General features: G+C 35.7%; 13 protein-coding genes and 1 tRNA gene. 6 read left to right on the top strand and 8 right to left on the bottom strand.

Going from position 1 to position 14,244, the window contains the following annotated elements; translation table 11 throughout:
- Positions 1-173: 173 nt before the first annotated feature.
- Positions 174-250: transfer RNA gene (locus tag ACFIJJ_RS04850), tRNA-Met, on the bottom strand.
- A 164-nt stretch (positions 251-414) separates the two neighbouring features.
- On the opposite strand from ACFIJJ_RS04850, the gene ACFIJJ_RS04855 reads away from it, so the two are divergent.
- Both ACFIJJ_RS04855 and ACFIJJ_RS04860 read left to right on the top strand, forming a co-directional pair.
- A complete protein-coding gene (locus ACFIJJ_RS04855) occupies positions 415-1,371 on the top strand; it encodes a Gfo/Idh/MocA family protein (RefSeq protein WP_375623460.1) in 957 nt (318 codons plus the stop codon).
- Between the two features lie 49 nt (positions 1,372-1,420).
- Positions 1,421-2,539 carry a DegT/DnrJ/EryC1/StrS family aminotransferase gene (locus tag ACFIJJ_RS04860; RefSeq protein ID WP_375623456.1) on the top strand — a complete coding sequence of 373 codons (1,119 nt, stop codon included), beginning with the start codon at positions 1,421-1,423 and terminating at the stop codon, positions 2,537-2,539.
- Between the two features lie 325 nt (positions 2,540-2,864).
- On the opposite strand, the gene ACFIJJ_RS04865 is transcribed toward ACFIJJ_RS04860, so the two are convergent.
- The 3 genes from ACFIJJ_RS04865 to ACFIJJ_RS04875 are packed head-to-tail and all read right to left on the bottom strand — an operon-like array spanning position 2,865 to position 4,131.
- Positions 2,865-3,131, bottom strand: a complete 267-nt coding sequence (locus ACFIJJ_RS04865; protein ID WP_375623454.1) for a hypothetical protein — start codon at positions 3,129-3,131, stop codon at positions 2,865-2,867.
- Positions 3,121-3,507 (bottom strand): hypothetical protein, encoded by a 387-nt coding sequence (locus ACFIJJ_RS04870; protein WP_375623452.1) that lies wholly within the window; start codon positions 3,505-3,507, stop codon positions 3,121-3,123. Before ACFIJJ_RS04870 ends, ACFIJJ_RS04865 begins: the two co-directional genes overlap by 11 nt.
- A 27-nt stretch (positions 3,508-3,534) precedes the next feature.
- Positions 3,535-4,131 carry a DUF1134 domain-containing protein gene (locus ACFIJJ_RS04875; protein WP_375623450.1) on the bottom strand — a complete coding sequence of 199 codons (597 nt, stop codon included), beginning with the start codon at positions 4,129-4,131 and terminating at the stop codon, positions 3,535-3,537.
- A 215-nt stretch (positions 4,132-4,346) separates the two neighbouring features.
- On the opposite strand from ACFIJJ_RS04875, the gene chpT reads away from it, so the two are divergent.
- Positions 4,347-4,985, top strand: a complete 639-nt coding sequence (gene chpT / locus ACFIJJ_RS04880) for a histidine phosphotransferase ChpT (RefSeq protein ID WP_375623448.1) — start codon at positions 4,347-4,349, stop codon at positions 4,983-4,985.
- A 223-nt stretch (positions 4,986-5,208) separates the two neighbouring features.
- On the opposite strand, the gene ctrA is transcribed toward chpT, so the two are convergent.
- Positions 5,209-5,910 carry a response regulator transcription factor CtrA gene (gene ctrA / locus ACFIJJ_RS04885; RefSeq protein WP_375623446.1) on the bottom strand — a complete coding sequence of 234 codons (702 nt, stop codon included), beginning with the start codon at positions 5,908-5,910 and terminating at the stop codon, positions 5,209-5,211.
- A gap of 565 nt (positions 5,911-6,475) precedes the next feature.
- Between ctrA and ACFIJJ_RS04890 the strand changes: the two genes are divergently transcribed.
- Positions 6,476-6,862 carry a flagellar export protein FliJ gene (locus tag ACFIJJ_RS04890; RefSeq protein ID WP_375623444.1) on the top strand — a complete coding sequence of 129 codons (387 nt, stop codon included), beginning with the start codon at positions 6,476-6,478 and terminating at the stop codon, positions 6,860-6,862.
- Positions 6,863-7,033: 171 nt separating this feature from the next.
- On the opposite strand, the gene ACFIJJ_RS04895 is transcribed toward ACFIJJ_RS04890, so the two are convergent.
- Positions 7,034-7,309, bottom strand: coding sequence for a DUF1153 domain-containing protein (locus ACFIJJ_RS04895; protein ID WP_273790817.1), 276 nt, complete (start codon positions 7,307-7,309; stop codon positions 7,034-7,036).
- A gap of 391 nt (positions 7,310-7,700) precedes the next feature.
- On the opposite strand from ACFIJJ_RS04895, the gene mnmA reads away from it, so the two are divergent.
- Positions 7,701-8,924 carry a tRNA 2-thiouridine(34) synthase MnmA gene (gene mnmA, locus ACFIJJ_RS04900; RefSeq protein WP_375623442.1) on the top strand — a complete coding sequence of 408 codons (1,224 nt, stop codon included), beginning with the start codon at positions 7,701-7,703 and terminating at the stop codon, positions 8,922-8,924.
- A gap of 280 nt (positions 8,925-9,204) precedes the next feature.
- Here mnmA and ACFIJJ_RS04905 read toward each other — a convergent pair whose 3' ends face one another.
- On the bottom strand, positions 9,205-10,014 hold the full coding sequence (locus ACFIJJ_RS04905) for a TrmH family RNA methyltransferase (RefSeq protein ID WP_375623440.1): 810 nt from the start codon (positions 10,012-10,014) through the stop codon (positions 9,205-9,207).
- A 757-nt stretch (positions 10,015-10,771) separates the two neighbouring features.
- On the opposite strand from ACFIJJ_RS04905, the gene ACFIJJ_RS04910 reads away from it, so the two are divergent.
- A complete protein-coding gene (locus ACFIJJ_RS04910) occupies positions 10,772-11,680 on the top strand; it encodes a cation diffusion facilitator family transporter (RefSeq protein WP_375623438.1) in 909 nt (302 codons plus the stop codon).
- A 1,290-nt stretch (positions 11,681-12,970) separates the two neighbouring features.
- Here the strand turns inward: ACFIJJ_RS04910 and ACFIJJ_RS04915 are convergent.
- Positions 12,971-13,810, bottom strand: a complete 840-nt coding sequence (locus ACFIJJ_RS04915; protein WP_375646138.1) for a DUF1460 domain-containing protein — start codon at positions 13,808-13,810, stop codon at positions 12,971-12,973.
- Positions 13,811-14,244: the final 434 nt, after the last annotated feature.

Genomic DNA, 14,244 nt, shown 5'->3' on the forward strand with positions numbered 1-14,244 from the left:
AAAATTGCGATTTTGAGCAGAAAAGAAAAAGAGGCTTTAAATGATCTTTGAAAGGTCTTTGAAGACCCTTTGAGAACACCTTTAAAACTCTTTGAAAAAAAATAAATTGGTACAAAACCTAGTGGCAAATTATACAAAACCCGCTGGCAAGCTACATACACAACAAAAAGTAATGGTAGCGGAGGAGGGATTTGAACCCCCGACACAAGGATTATGATTCCTCTGCTCTAACCTACTGAGCTACTCCGCCAAAATAAGCAATCATAATTGTCAGTAATTACATCTTTTGCGGATATAAGGGGTAGAATAGTAAGATGTCAAGCATCGTTTTTAAGCTTTTCTCTTGTCATTCTATTTTATCCTCGATATGTAAAAGTGTAATTTTCATATGATAAAGTAAGGTAAGGCATGAAAATGGTGCCACGTGTAGCGGTTTTAGGATGCGGTCATTGGGGTGAAAATCATATACGGACACTCCACTCTCTTGGGGCTTTAGCAGCAGTTTCTGATATTGATAGTGATCGTGCTGCCAGTTTTGCAACACTGTATGGTGTAGAGGTTGTTAAACCAGATGATCTTTTTACTCAGCGAGATATTGATGCACTGGTGTTAGCGCTGCCTCCACAATTTCATACGCAAAATGTGCTTCGTGCTGTTAAAAGCGGTAAAGATGTTTTGGTGGAAAAACCAATAGCTCTAAATGTTTCTGATGCTAAACGCCAAGTTCAGGAGGCTGAGGCCTATGAGCGAGTTTTTATGGTGGGCCATATTTTGCGTTTTCATCCGGCTTTTGAAAAAATGTGTGAATTGGTGAAAAATGGAGATGTGGGAGATGTGCGATATATTTATTCTCATAGATTAGGCTTTGGAAAATTTCACACACACAGTGATGCTTTATGGGATCTTGCCCCTCATGATCTTTCAATGATTTTGGCGTTGACAGGATGTGAACCTTCCGAAATTCGCGGTGAGGGGGCTGCTGTCGTTGATCAGATTTCTGATTTTTCTCATATTCATATGATTTTTCCAAATGGTGTGCGTAGTCATCTTTTTACTTCACGCTTGAGTTCTTATCGTGAGAGGCGTTTAACTGTTGTTGGAACAAAGGCTATGCTCGTTTTTGATGATATGGAACCGTGGAGTCGTAAATTGGCAATACACCATTTTGCTGTTTGGAAAGAAAATCAAGAGTGGGCTTTTAGCATGGATGAGCTGAATTACATTGATGTTTGTGAAGATTTGCCGCTTACTTGCGAATTACGGCATTTCCTTCAATGTATTGAAACGCGTCAATCACCTCGTACAAATGGTGATGATGCTATTGCGGTTTTACGGATTTTAACAGCTGCTGATGTCAATTATAATAGATAAAAGAGATAGGTAGCGCTTTTGCATTCTTGTGATGATCAATGGAGTTAATATGCAATTCATAGACCTTGGGGCGCAGCGTGCGCGTATTGAAGATAAAATTAATTCTGCAATTGCGCATGTAGTCGCTAGTGGTAAGTATATTTTGGGGCCAAAAGTAACAGAATTTGAAGACAAATTGGCAGAATATCTTGGCGTTAAACATGTGATTGCATGTGCTAATGGAACAGATGCTTTGAAGATGCCTCTTATGGCTAAAAATATTGGTCCAGGAGATGCTGTTTTTTGTCCTAGTTTTACATTTTCAGCAACGGCTGAAGTGGTTGCTTTGGTGGGGGCTGAACCTGTTTTTGTTGATGTTTTACCTGATACCTTCAATATTGATGTTGAAAAACTTTCTCACGCAATCAAAATGGTAAAAAAAGAGGGACGTTTAAAGCCAAAGGCTATTATTGCTGTTGATTTGTTTGGGCTGCCTGCTGATTATGTGCAAATTGCTCAAGTGGCAGCAAAGGAAAACCTTTTTGTGATTGAAGATGCTGCTCAATCTATGGGCGGAAGAAGCGGTAATATTATGTGCGGTGCTTTTGGTGATGTGGCTGCCACAAGTTTTTATCCTGCAAAACCATTAGGATGTTATGGCGATGGAGGCGCTATGATGACCAATGATGATCATTTGGCAGAACTTTTACGTTCTATTTTGTTTCATGGTAAAGGTGAAACGCAATATGACAATGTACGTATTGGTATGAATTCGCGCCTAGATAGTATTCAGGCTGCAATTTTACTAGAAAAGTTTGTGATCTTTGAAGATGAAATGGAAAAGCGTGTAGAAATTGCTCAACGTTATTCCAATGGCTTAAGAGATATTGTTACAGTTCCAGAAATGGGAGAAAATATTCGTTCTGCTTATGCACAATATACGATTAAGGTAAAAGAACGTGATAAATTAAAAGATTTTTTACAAAAAAATTCTATCCCTACAATGATTTATTATAAAATTCCTTTACATCAACAGCCTGCTTATAAACACTTCCCTTATGTAAAAGATTCCCTTGCTGTTTCAGAGTCTTTGGGAGAGTGTGTTTTAAGTTTACCAATGCATCCTTACTTGACACAAACGGATCAGGATATGATTATCAAAAAAATAAGAGATTTTTATCACTCTTGAGAGCGTGTGTTTATCCTTAAAATTATGGTCAAAGCTCTATTGGTGATCCATCTTAGAAGGTATTTTTTGTTAGAGTGTGTAACCAATATTTTGGTGTTATTTCCTTTCTAGGGACTATGAAATGTTATCCTTTAGGGCGGTGATATGATTAGAAAGTGAATCTGTTAGACAAGAAGATGTTTTTTTACAGAACGCTATGGGTTAAAAAACGTTGTCCTTTAGCTTAGCTAGAAAGTTACGTTTAATAAAAAGGATTTGGGTTATGAAAGTTACAATGAACCTTTGTTGATTTTACTCTCCATTTTAAGGTGTTTTAAAAGATAACTTATTTAACGGGGCTTTTTGAGAGAAACGTTATTTTTTTGCGAATACGTGATGCTAGGTCATTTTTGCTTTTGGATTTTTGAATCAATGTGTTGATGGGTGATGTATCCCCCTCTTGTAGCGCTATTTGAGCTGCTAATGTTGCTGCAAGTTCTTTTGTTTCTTCACGGAGTTCTTCCAGCAATTGGTGGTTAGTAGTCGTGTCAAGCTCATGAGTTTGGATTTTTCGTAAACGTTGCTGATAGTGTGCAATTTTTTCACGAATCATTTGTCTTTCCTTTGGAAGTGTATAGTGTGGCGATATTTTGTTTGATTGCTATTGCTTCTTTGGTGAGAGTATCTTTTGTGGGGAGGCATAGCCGATAAAACTGTTCTGTTACTTGGCTCAGTTGTATTTTTTGTTGGGCATATTTTTTTTGCAAAAATTCGTACTTTTGTTGGTTGTTTGCTAATTCTACAGCATGTTGTGCACGAAGAAAATCTTGGTTTGCTTCTATTTCCGCGAGTGATAATGGCATTTGCGCACAAACATCTTTATACGCAAAATGAACGGCTTTACGCCAAATAAAAGGAGATAAAAGCACCAGTAACCAAGAAGTGAAAGCAACTCCAAGTATAAAAAAAAGAAATGATTGAATAAGCATAATACCCCTTTTCAAATAAGAAACCGTTTAAAACGGATTCCAAGTTGGCCTAGGTGTTAATTTTAAATATCCTATATTTATACCAAGCCGTGCGCCGACTCCTGTACGTATTGGGATTAACAAGGTATTATGGTATTTGAGGACATGAAAACCAACACCTGCTATTAAATAGGCCGAACCTGAAATACCACCATAGCGTTTCCATAAATTATTTATGCCATTAAGATTGTAAACTAAGATCATTAAACGGGAGCCTTGGCCGCCAAAATCCCATCCTACTGAGGGGCCTTGCCAAAAAACTTTATGTTGACCGTAGCTTTTGGTAAAAACCATTCCTTCGCCATAGGTTAATCCAGCAAAAAAGGCTCCAGAAGCTTCTTCTCCTAAAATATAGGCATTGGGATAACCGTATTGTGAAAAAATATTTTGAATTGCAACAGCCAGACCACTCGCTGTTTTTCCAAAAAAAATATGACCGGAATCAATAATTTCTTGGAGTGAATAATGAGGTTCATTTTGCCTTATTGGTTTTAGTTGAGCATGTGCAGTATTTATAGTGACGAATAAAAGGAAGATTAAAGATATAATATTTTTGTACCAGTATCTTATAAGAGAGTGAGCCATGGAGTTTTCTCCTTTTATTAGTGATAAACAAAAGATAATATTAGAATTTTCATTCTATTCAAATAAAAAAATAAGATGTAAGCTTATTTAAATTCTTGAATTTATTTCTGAAATTTTTTTAGCATAATTATTAATGTTTCCTATTATGCATCAGATGTTAAGAGTTTTTCTTTAAAATAAAGTTTGTTTTTTTAATCTAGGAGTTTTCAATCATTATGATGTTAAATATCTCTTTGAAGTCTACGGATCTTGCTGCTTTGCTTTGTAGTCGTATTTGCCATGATTTGATTTCACCTGTGGGGGCTATTCAAAATGCAATGGAGCTTTATGATGAAGGAGGAGCTGAAGAAGATGCTTTACAATTAGTGCGTTTATCCGTTGCGAGTGCTTCTGCACGTCTACAATTTGCGCGATTGGCTTTTGGTTTTGCTGGTGCAAGTGGAGGACAAATAGATACACGGGCTGCAGAGCAGGTTGCTCAACAATATATGAAAGAAGAAAAAGCAACTTTAAAATGGCAAGCTTCTTCTTTATTGTTAGCAAAAGATGAAGTTAAACTTTTGCTTAATTTATTATTGATTGCAAACGCAACAGTTTCTCGTGGGGGTGAAATTGTTGTTATGATTTTGCAAGAAGAAAATAAACGTTCTTTTCGTTTTGAGATTTTCGGTAGAACTTTCCGTATACCCCCTCATTTTCTTGCTTTATTGCGTGGAGAAATTCAAGAAGAGCTTGTTGATGCACATGTCATCCAATTTTATTACACAATGTTACTTGCTCAGATGACAGAGATGAAAATAAATATTGATGAAAGTGATGATTGTATTGTTTTAGAAAGTGTAAAAAAGCTTTGAACAAGAAAGAAGCGCTTAAGCCATGTTGGGAAAAGTGGCTTCGATTGAACTTATAAGCGATAAGGTTATATGTGTAAATTTGGTGTGGTTACTTCTTAAGCTTTAAGCGCTTTCTATATGAGATTTTTGGTGTGCGAGTTCTCTACTTTTAATAGAGAAAAGATCTCGGGAAAAAATCTCGGCCCGCTACACTCCGAGATTTTACAATATGCATGTTCACTGCTTAAGCGGTTTTTCGTACGTTCTCTTCAACTGGATCACGTAATACATAGCCACGTCCCCAAACTGTATCAATGTAATTTACACTGGAAGAGATTGCTTCCAATTTTTTCCGCAATTTACAGATAAAAACATCGATAATCTTTAGTTCTGGTTCATCCATTCCACCATAGAGATGATTGAGAAACATTTCCTTGGTAAGGGTGGTACCTTTGCGTAAAGAGAGAAGCTCTAGCATTTGGTATTCTTTACCGGTTAAATGAACAGGGCGCCCTGCAACTTCGACGGTTTTTGTGTCAAGGTTAACGGTGAGATCTCCGGTAACAATAACAGATTGTGCATGTCCTTTAGAACGACGAACAACTGCATGGATACGTGCAATGAGCTCATCCTTATGAAAAGGTTTCGTCATATAGTCGTCTGCTCCAAAGCCAAAACCACGAACCTTGTCTTCAATGGCATTCATACCAGAAAGGATTAGGACAGGAGTTTTTATTTTTGCCAACCTTAGAGTCCGCAAGACATCATACCCTGACATGTCAGGCAAATTCAGATCAAGCAAAATGATATCATAATCATAGAGTTTTCCTAAATCGATACCTTCTTCACCCAGATCAGTGATATAAACATTAAAGTTAGCCGACTTTAACATCAACTCAATGCTTTGAGTAACTGCTCTATCATCTTCAATTAATAATACGCGCATTTTAGATCCCTCATTTTGCTCCTTCACGAATCATAAGGAGCATTTCTATTTTATATCAGTTAGCAAAGCCACTGTTATAAAAACAATTCATTAAATTAAACACTTATAACAAAGTGTTTATGAACATTTCAGTAGTACGCGTAACAATCACTACTAAATTCCCCACTATCCATGATAGTGGTTAACAAAATATTTTTATTTTTGAAAGAGGCTACAAAATTATTTTAGAAAAATCCCATATTTTTTAACATAATAAACAAAGGAGGGCTTTTTCTATAAACTTTAATTTAAAAAAAATTTGTAAAAGAGCTTTATAAATTACTTTTTTACAATTTCAGTGTTTATTTACTGAGCTTTAAACCTCTTCATTTTATAATGGGGGGGAAAGTTAAAGAAATAGTTATTGCTCTTTAAAGCAGATTGTATTTTCAGATGCTTTAATGAAAGGCAAAAATTATTATAATTTCAAGTTAATAGACTGTTTTTGTCGGATAGACATATAAATAAAAGATATTTATTGGGTGTGAATGCGAGTTTTGAGTTGCGCAATCAAGGAGTAGTGAGTATGAAGCCACGAGAAAATATGGTGCGATTGAGGATGTTTCAAGTGCGTGGAAAGCGCCGTGAAATTGCACAGCTTGAGATGATGATCGCAGAATTTGAAAGAATGGTGTTAGAGTTGGAAGCACAGATTTCTCATGAAGAACGTAAATCTGGAAACAATGATGTTCACCATTTTGCTTATTCTGCTTTTGCGCGTGCAGCGCGGCAAAGACGTGATAATCTGGTCAATTCAATTCGTGATTTAGAACTTCAAAAAACAAACGCTGAAATTGCTCTCCATGAAGCTAATACAGAGCTGCAACGTGCACAGCTTTTGGAAGCCCGAGAAAAGAAGATTTCTGCGGATGATAAGAATATTTTGATTCAATCTAATTCAATGGTTGGCTAATTCAGTGGTTGGTTAATTTAATGGCTGGATGATAAAAGCAATTAAAGCAATTATTAAAAAATCCATTCTTTCAGATTTATCTTTTGGATATAGTATAAAATAGCCAAATTTTTATTAAATTTGGCTATTTTATAAATTGCTTTATGTTATCAAATCGTAATTAATGGCAACTTAATGCCTGTAGTGTTGAATCTTGGTCGTTCGTAATCCCGCTAAACCGTGTTCATCGATTAAACTTTGCCATGAAAGAAATTCTTCTACAGTCAAAGTATAACGGTGGCACGCTTCGTCAAGACTTAACAATCCACCTCTGACAGCCGCAACAACTTCAGCTTTGCGACGAATCACCCAGCGCCGTGTTGTTTGCGGCGGTAGGTCGGCAATTGTAAGCGGACTTCCATCTGGCCCAATAACATATTTCATTTGTGTTTTTATCAAGTTGCTCATTCGTATCCTCTACCTTGAGTCAAGGACTTGATTCGTTTATAGAGCATGAAATTTAAAAAAGAGCTAAAAGCGCTGAAAGAAAAAATTAATAAAGTGATTGGGCATGTAAAAAGAAGCTCAAGTTGAAGTGTGTAAAAGAGATTCTTGCAATATTTTACCCCATTTTTCAAAAGAGCAAAAAAGGATTTCTCCTAAACGATTGCCATTATGCCTTATTTCCATCATTCTTTTTTTGTTTGCAGCAGCTCTTAAGAAAGTAATGCCTATGGTTGTGGAAAGGATAAAAAAATAATATAAAGACAATCAATCGTGTAAAAGTGCTGAAGAGCGTGCATCAGAATGTTAACATATGGGTAGCCATTAAAAAGAACATTAAATAGAGAATGAATACATGTTTTTAAACAGTCTTGATTTACCAGGACAACCTGAGGATTCTCGCATTGTTGTTGCAATGTCGGGGGGGGTTGATTCATCGGTTGTTGCAGGTCTTTTGAAAAAGGAAGGGTATAATGTTATTGGCATTACGTTGCAGCTTTATGATCATGGGGCAGCAACGCATCGGGTGGGGGCGTGTTGTGCAGGACAAGATATTGAGGATGCACGCCGCGTTGCAGAAACATTAGGAATACCGCATTATGTTCTTGATTATGAAAAGCGCTTTCGCGAAGCTGTTATTGATCCTTTTGCAGAAAGCTATGCTCATGGAGAGACCCCAGTTCCATGTATTGCATGTAATCAAACGGTTAAGTTTGCTGATTTATTAGCAACGGCACGCGAATTGGGGGCAGATGCTTTGGCTACTGGACATTATATTCGTTCGCGTTCCAACGGAGCGCATCGAGCACTCTTTCGTCCTCTCGATAATGATCGTGATCAGAGTTATTTTCTCTTTGCAACGACACAAGAACAGATTGATTATTTGCGTTTTCCACTTGGTGACCTTCCAAAAGCCCGCGTTCGTGAAATGGCAGCAGAAATGGGCTTTGTGGTTGCCAATAAGCATGATAGTCAGGATATTTGTTTTGTTCCACAAGGAAAATATTCAGATGTTATCGCAAAACTGCGTCCAGAAGCAGCTAATCCTGGCGTTATTGTTCATATTGATGGAAAGATTTTAGGTAAACATTCGGGTATTGTTAATTATACGGTTGGTCAACGTCGTGGTATTGGGGTGTCAACGGGTGAAGCGCTTTATGTGGTTTATCTCGATGTGGAAAATGCACGTGTTATTGTTGGTCCGCGTGAAATGCTCGAAACGCATAAGCTTTTTTTACGTGATGTGAATTGGCTTGGTGATGAGCCCTTGGATAAATTCCCTTCTCAAGGTATTGAGGTGGCTGTAAAGGTGCGTTCAACGCGTCCTCCTCATCTTGCACGCTTACATTATAAAGGAGGTATTTTTTCCGTTGATTTATTGGAATGTGAAAATGGTGTGGCACCAGGGCAAGCTTGCGTTCTTTATGATGGAAATGGTCATGAGGCGCGTATTCTTGGGGGAGGATTTGTAACACATTCAGAACGTGCAGCCGATACTGAAATGATGTTAGAGCGCGTTTTATGCAATCTCGAAACAAAAGATTCTGTTTCATCTGAACTAAAAACAACAGCTTCATAAAACATAGTAAGTTGATTTATAATGATATTTTTTTAATCTTAAACTTGAATGAGAGAATGCCGGAGGATTTTTTCATTGAAAGTTTGTTTTATGATTGAATCCATCAAAATTATATCTTTTGCACGTCATAAGTGGGGTTAGGGTGTGGAAAGTGATGATAAAGAAAATGTAAAAATGTTTTTTATCAATGCTTTCAAAGGCTAGGGGACGGCAATATTATTGGAGACTGATAGATAACATACAACATCGGTATGTTCTATAACTTGAAGTGTTATCATTTTTAGTGGTCAAAGTTGGTAAAATGAGCAAGTGCGATACCTGAGGCTGTGGCAACATTAAGGCTGTCAAAACCCTCAGTCATGGGAATACGTAAGGTTTTTGATTGTTGTAGTATATGGGGTGGTAAGCCATCGCCTTCTGTTCCAAAAATAAGTGCCATTCTTTTGCTTTTGTTGGCTTGTTTGAGAGTGTGTGAGGCAGAAGGGGAGAGTGCATAAAGATGAAAGTTTTCATCGTTTAGAGCAGCTATAATGTCATCTATATCAGCGTTTTGCGTATAGGGTACTTTTAAAGCAGCGCCGGCAGACACTCTTATTGATTTGCGATAAAGTGGATCGCATGAGGTTTTGTCGACAATAATGCCATTACAGGCAAAGGCTGCTGCATTACGAAAAATTGATCCCATATTATCGTGATTCGAGATACCACATAAAACAAGAATCAAAGCTTTTTCTGGAAGATGTTTTAAAAAACTTTGTAAGGATGGCAGTATTTTACGTTTACCAATACCCAGAACACCACGATGAACATGGAAGCCGGTGATATTATCCATAACTTTTTGTGGAACGCAATAAATGGGACATAGAGGTTGTGTTTTTTCTAAAAGCGGTAGAAGTCCAGAGAGACGGTTTGCTACGATGAGCAGTGAGATGGCAGAAAACTCTTTCGAGTGTAGTAATGCGGACAATGTTACTTTGCCTTCAGCAATAAATTGATGTTGCCGTCCAACAAGATCTTTTTCACGGATATTATGATAGGCTTTTAGGCGTGGATCATCTGTTTCATTGATTGTTGTGATATTCAAATGCATGCGAGATTTTTAGTGCTTTTTTCTTATGATCTCCAGATGTTAGAATTTATTTTATTTAAAAAAAAGAGATAAAAAAACATTATTTTAAAACTTATGGTAGAATTTGTGTTGACAATATACAACCATAGGTATAATGTAAAAATACTGATACGGAATCATATATTTTTTCTCGTATCGGGTGCAGTGTCTTGGGTCCCCGCTATTTCCCAAGTTCTGTATGCCCTTAATTTCTAAGGGAAAAGAATCTGGGTCCCCAATGCCCAGATTCTTTTTTTTTGAGGGTAATCATTGTTTTTCTTTTTATATCTAAATTTTTTAATAAATCATCTTTTAAAATCCAGTTGACCTGTAAGGTTACAGTAGAGTGCTAAGATATTTTTTCTAAGGTGCAAAGATGGCTTATAATGCACATCATAAGATTAAAAAATAATGCATGATCATGATATATTTTAGCACAAACAAGTTTTTCATTTATGAGACGTGAGATGGCTTTAAGTTATTCAGAAAACGATTAATAATGAAGGTGATGTGTTTGATTGCTCTTGGGAAAGCTCTTTTTTCTATTATTTTCTCTCTTCTTTATTTATTGATGCTGTTCATGTAACTGAGCAGTTTTTACGATAATAATGGTGAGCTGAGGCGTTTATTGTATGATGAAGCTTCTGTAATATTGAGGAAAGATCGTCGTTATGCCAAAAGTATCATGATATGGTTAAAAATATTAATTCCCTATTTCGTGAAGAAAAGGATGAGGTTCATGGATGTAAAAATCAATATACAAAGCTTAACTTTATACTCTATTTTTATTGCGTGTATTGTTTTTGCTTTGAAATATTGGGCATATCACATCACAGGTTCGGTTGCACTTTATTCTGATGCATTGGAATCAATCGTTAATATTCTTGCGTCATTAGCAGCATGGTGGGCTGTTAAAGTGAGTATGAAGCCAGCGGATCATGATCATCCCTTTGGGCATCATAAAGCGGAATATTTTTCCGCAATTCTTGAAGGGATACTCATTATTATTGCAGCAATTGTTATTTTAAGAGAAGCATGGATAGCTCTTTCTACCGTTAAATTGTTGCAGAAACCTGGAATATGGCTTGTTATTCATCTTATTGCAACTGTCATAAATTGTATGTGGGGAATGGTTCTTATTGGGCAGGGAAAACTCCATCGCTCACCGGCTCTTAAAGCTGATGGAGTGCATTTTATAACAGATGTTTTTACGTCGCTTGCAATTTTAATTGGTTTGATTGCCGGTTTTGTCGGAGGATGGGGAGCTTTAGATCCAATTTTAGCGATAATCGTTGCCGTTAATATTCTCTTACAGGGCTGGAAGGTGATTAGAAATGCTGTTCAGGGATTAATGGATGTTGGCGTTGAATTGAATGAAAGCATGCGGATTCGGGAGCTAATTTCTGCAAATGCATCGGGTGCGCTTGAGGTCCATGATTTGCGGACGCGTGTTGCTGGGAGGGTTACTTTTATAGAGTTTCATTTGGTTGTGCCTGCTATAATGCAGGTAGGAGAAGCACATAAAATTTGTGATAAAATCGAAGCTGTTCTTCAAAAAGAATTTGATAATGTGCGTATTTCTATTCATGTCGAGCCTGAAGATGAGGCAAAATTGCCTCCCGGTACAACGGTAATCCCTTTTATATAAAAAGTTTTTTTCAAATTGTCTGTTATGTTAGACTGTTTTTTTATGATGGGGTGATTCATACCTCTCGAAAATACAATGATGCTCTTTTGTTGATTTAATTTTTGCATTAATCAAGTATACAAGGTTAAACAGAGTATTTAAGGTAAGATTTATTCTATGTCGTTAAAACACTGCCATTTAAGGTGTGGTGAGATAAGCCATATAAAGTTTGATCTATTAAGTGTTTTTAGAGTATGGAGTAAATATTCAAAATAGGACTTGCCGGTGTATTCTTTTGTAAGTGAATCTCATGAAATGGTTAGCAGCTTAAATCCATTTAAGAAAACGGATCGTTTACAGACTGTCGGGAGTAGATGTTTCGTTTCTTAGGGCGAAGAGGAGTGAAGCCTTCGTAATAAGTTTAATGAGATTTAATTATAAATTTTGTATAAAAGTTATGAATAGGGTTTTAAAGTTTGTGATCATAGATTAATCATCATTATTGTTGCTAATAAATGTGTTGTTTTATCGATACAATGTGTTCTGTTTAGAGTGTTCTTTATTGCATGAAGGATGGGGGACTCATTAAAAGATGAAAAAACAAAAATCATGCTCATAACTCTACTCTTTAAAGGATATTATTGTCGTTACTGTAGAAAATTGTAAAGCTGAACTAAAGAATGATGCTAAAGATAGAAACTGGTTTTTAATTGATGCCTTCATATTTTCATTCCAATCTGGCATCAAAATTTTACAAGGACTCGTACAGTACTGGTGCATCCTAATCATAATATGCTGCTACATTAGGGCTATTTTAATTTATAGACAACAACAAAAAGCAAAGACTTTATAAGGAAAACAAAGCTATAAAGTCAAAAATTTATATGCAATAAATTAGAGAGGTAGATCGAATTTTTATAAAATACTTTATAGACAATAACCAAACATATCTGGCTTTACTTTTACTTATTTTTACAAACATTCGTTTGTGTCTTTTGCGTTATATTTGTAAAGATCAGATTAGCTGTAATCTATAGATAACTCTTGGTTGAGAATATGAAAGGAAAGCGTGATACTATAGTAGACTTTTTTCTGTCTTTATCGTTCAACCAGTATAAAGTGATTATAAATCCGTGATTTCTCCAAAAATGATTTTGTCATACCTATAAACAAAGTTAGATCAAAACGACTTTTTTCTCTTAAAACTGTAAACAAATATATTGTATCTGTATAGCTTGAACGAAGTTAGATGTTTACCTGAATAACGACAGTATATATTTTAAGAATAGAGAAGATATTTCATATCGCATGTTATTCAAGAGCTCTTAAAACAATGATTCCTGGTGTTTTTTCAACATAATTCATAAAAGGAGAATCAACGACTTTTTCGTTTTCTTTTCGTGAAGAAGCATTTCTTAACATTGGCCCTTTATCTGTCATGATAAAGAAGCCCACATGTGTTACATCCAATCCAGCAAGTTTCGTATAAATACCAATGAAATCACCAGACTGTAAACGACCTATAACCTCCTCATTAATAAAGTTACTTGGAATATACGTTATTGTGCGTTTCACAACTGGCAACCCAGGGAGATAGCTTCCACCATCAGCTTTTTTGTTGAGATATTTTTCTATTTTTACCGCATGGGGACTTATTTCAGCGGTAATATCAGTGGCAAGTTTATATTCTCTATAAGCCCAATCCGTAAAAAAATGTTTCCGATTTAAAAAATGAACATTACCGTTAATATAACGCGTTTTTATGACGTTATTTATGAATTCTGTTTGAGATGTTGATTTGCGCAATGCTTCAACATAATCTAGGTAAGTGAAGCAATCTAAGCCTCTAAAGTCAATAATCAGTTTTTCTGGTGTATTTTCTGAGCCATGTAACATATTTGCTTGGTAAGGTGTCCCTAAAAAAGCTTCAGAAAGAAAGTCAATGAGTGCCCCTTTTTCCTGATAATTTGTTTCTGAACGTTTTTTGAGAAGAGCATTTAATTTATTTAGAGTATAGGGATCTAGATTTACGTTGTTTGTTTGTTGTGTTTTTATTTTATTTTCTAAAATACTCTCTTGTGAATCAGAATCCTGAACATCACATCCTGTTACCAACATTAATATGAGAATTAATAGGGATATTTTTCGCATTTTATACACCATTTTTGAATTAAAAATTCATGACGAACTATTTCTAAAAGTGCTATTTTTTAAATGCTTATCATGTTCATCGTTAGATTTAATGCTAGCATACAATCATTAAGAGTATCAATGAATATAAAGATACAATCATGGTTTTTAAAGTTACACAAATTGCAAGCGATATGAATATTTTCTAAGATTATAGAATTAAAGAACTTTCTCTATAATATACTTATTTTTTAATCAAAATTATTGTCAAATAAATACTTTTAAAAATATGATGAGCTTTTTACGTTGTTAAGCTATTCGGGTGATGTTGCTTTAACCTTATAGCATATTCTGAGGGTAAGAAAATTTTTTAAGAGCTTATCTTTTAAAAGGTTTCAATTACTGTAGGATATCTAACGTATCTAATGGAATTGAGATTCCTGAAAACGGTGGGA

Origin of the sequence: Bartonella sp. TT29SHDZB (genome assembly GCF_042193395.1) — a bacterium.
In the GTDB taxonomy this organism is placed as follows: Bacteria; Pseudomonadota; Alphaproteobacteria; order Rhizobiales; family Rhizobiaceae; genus Bartonella.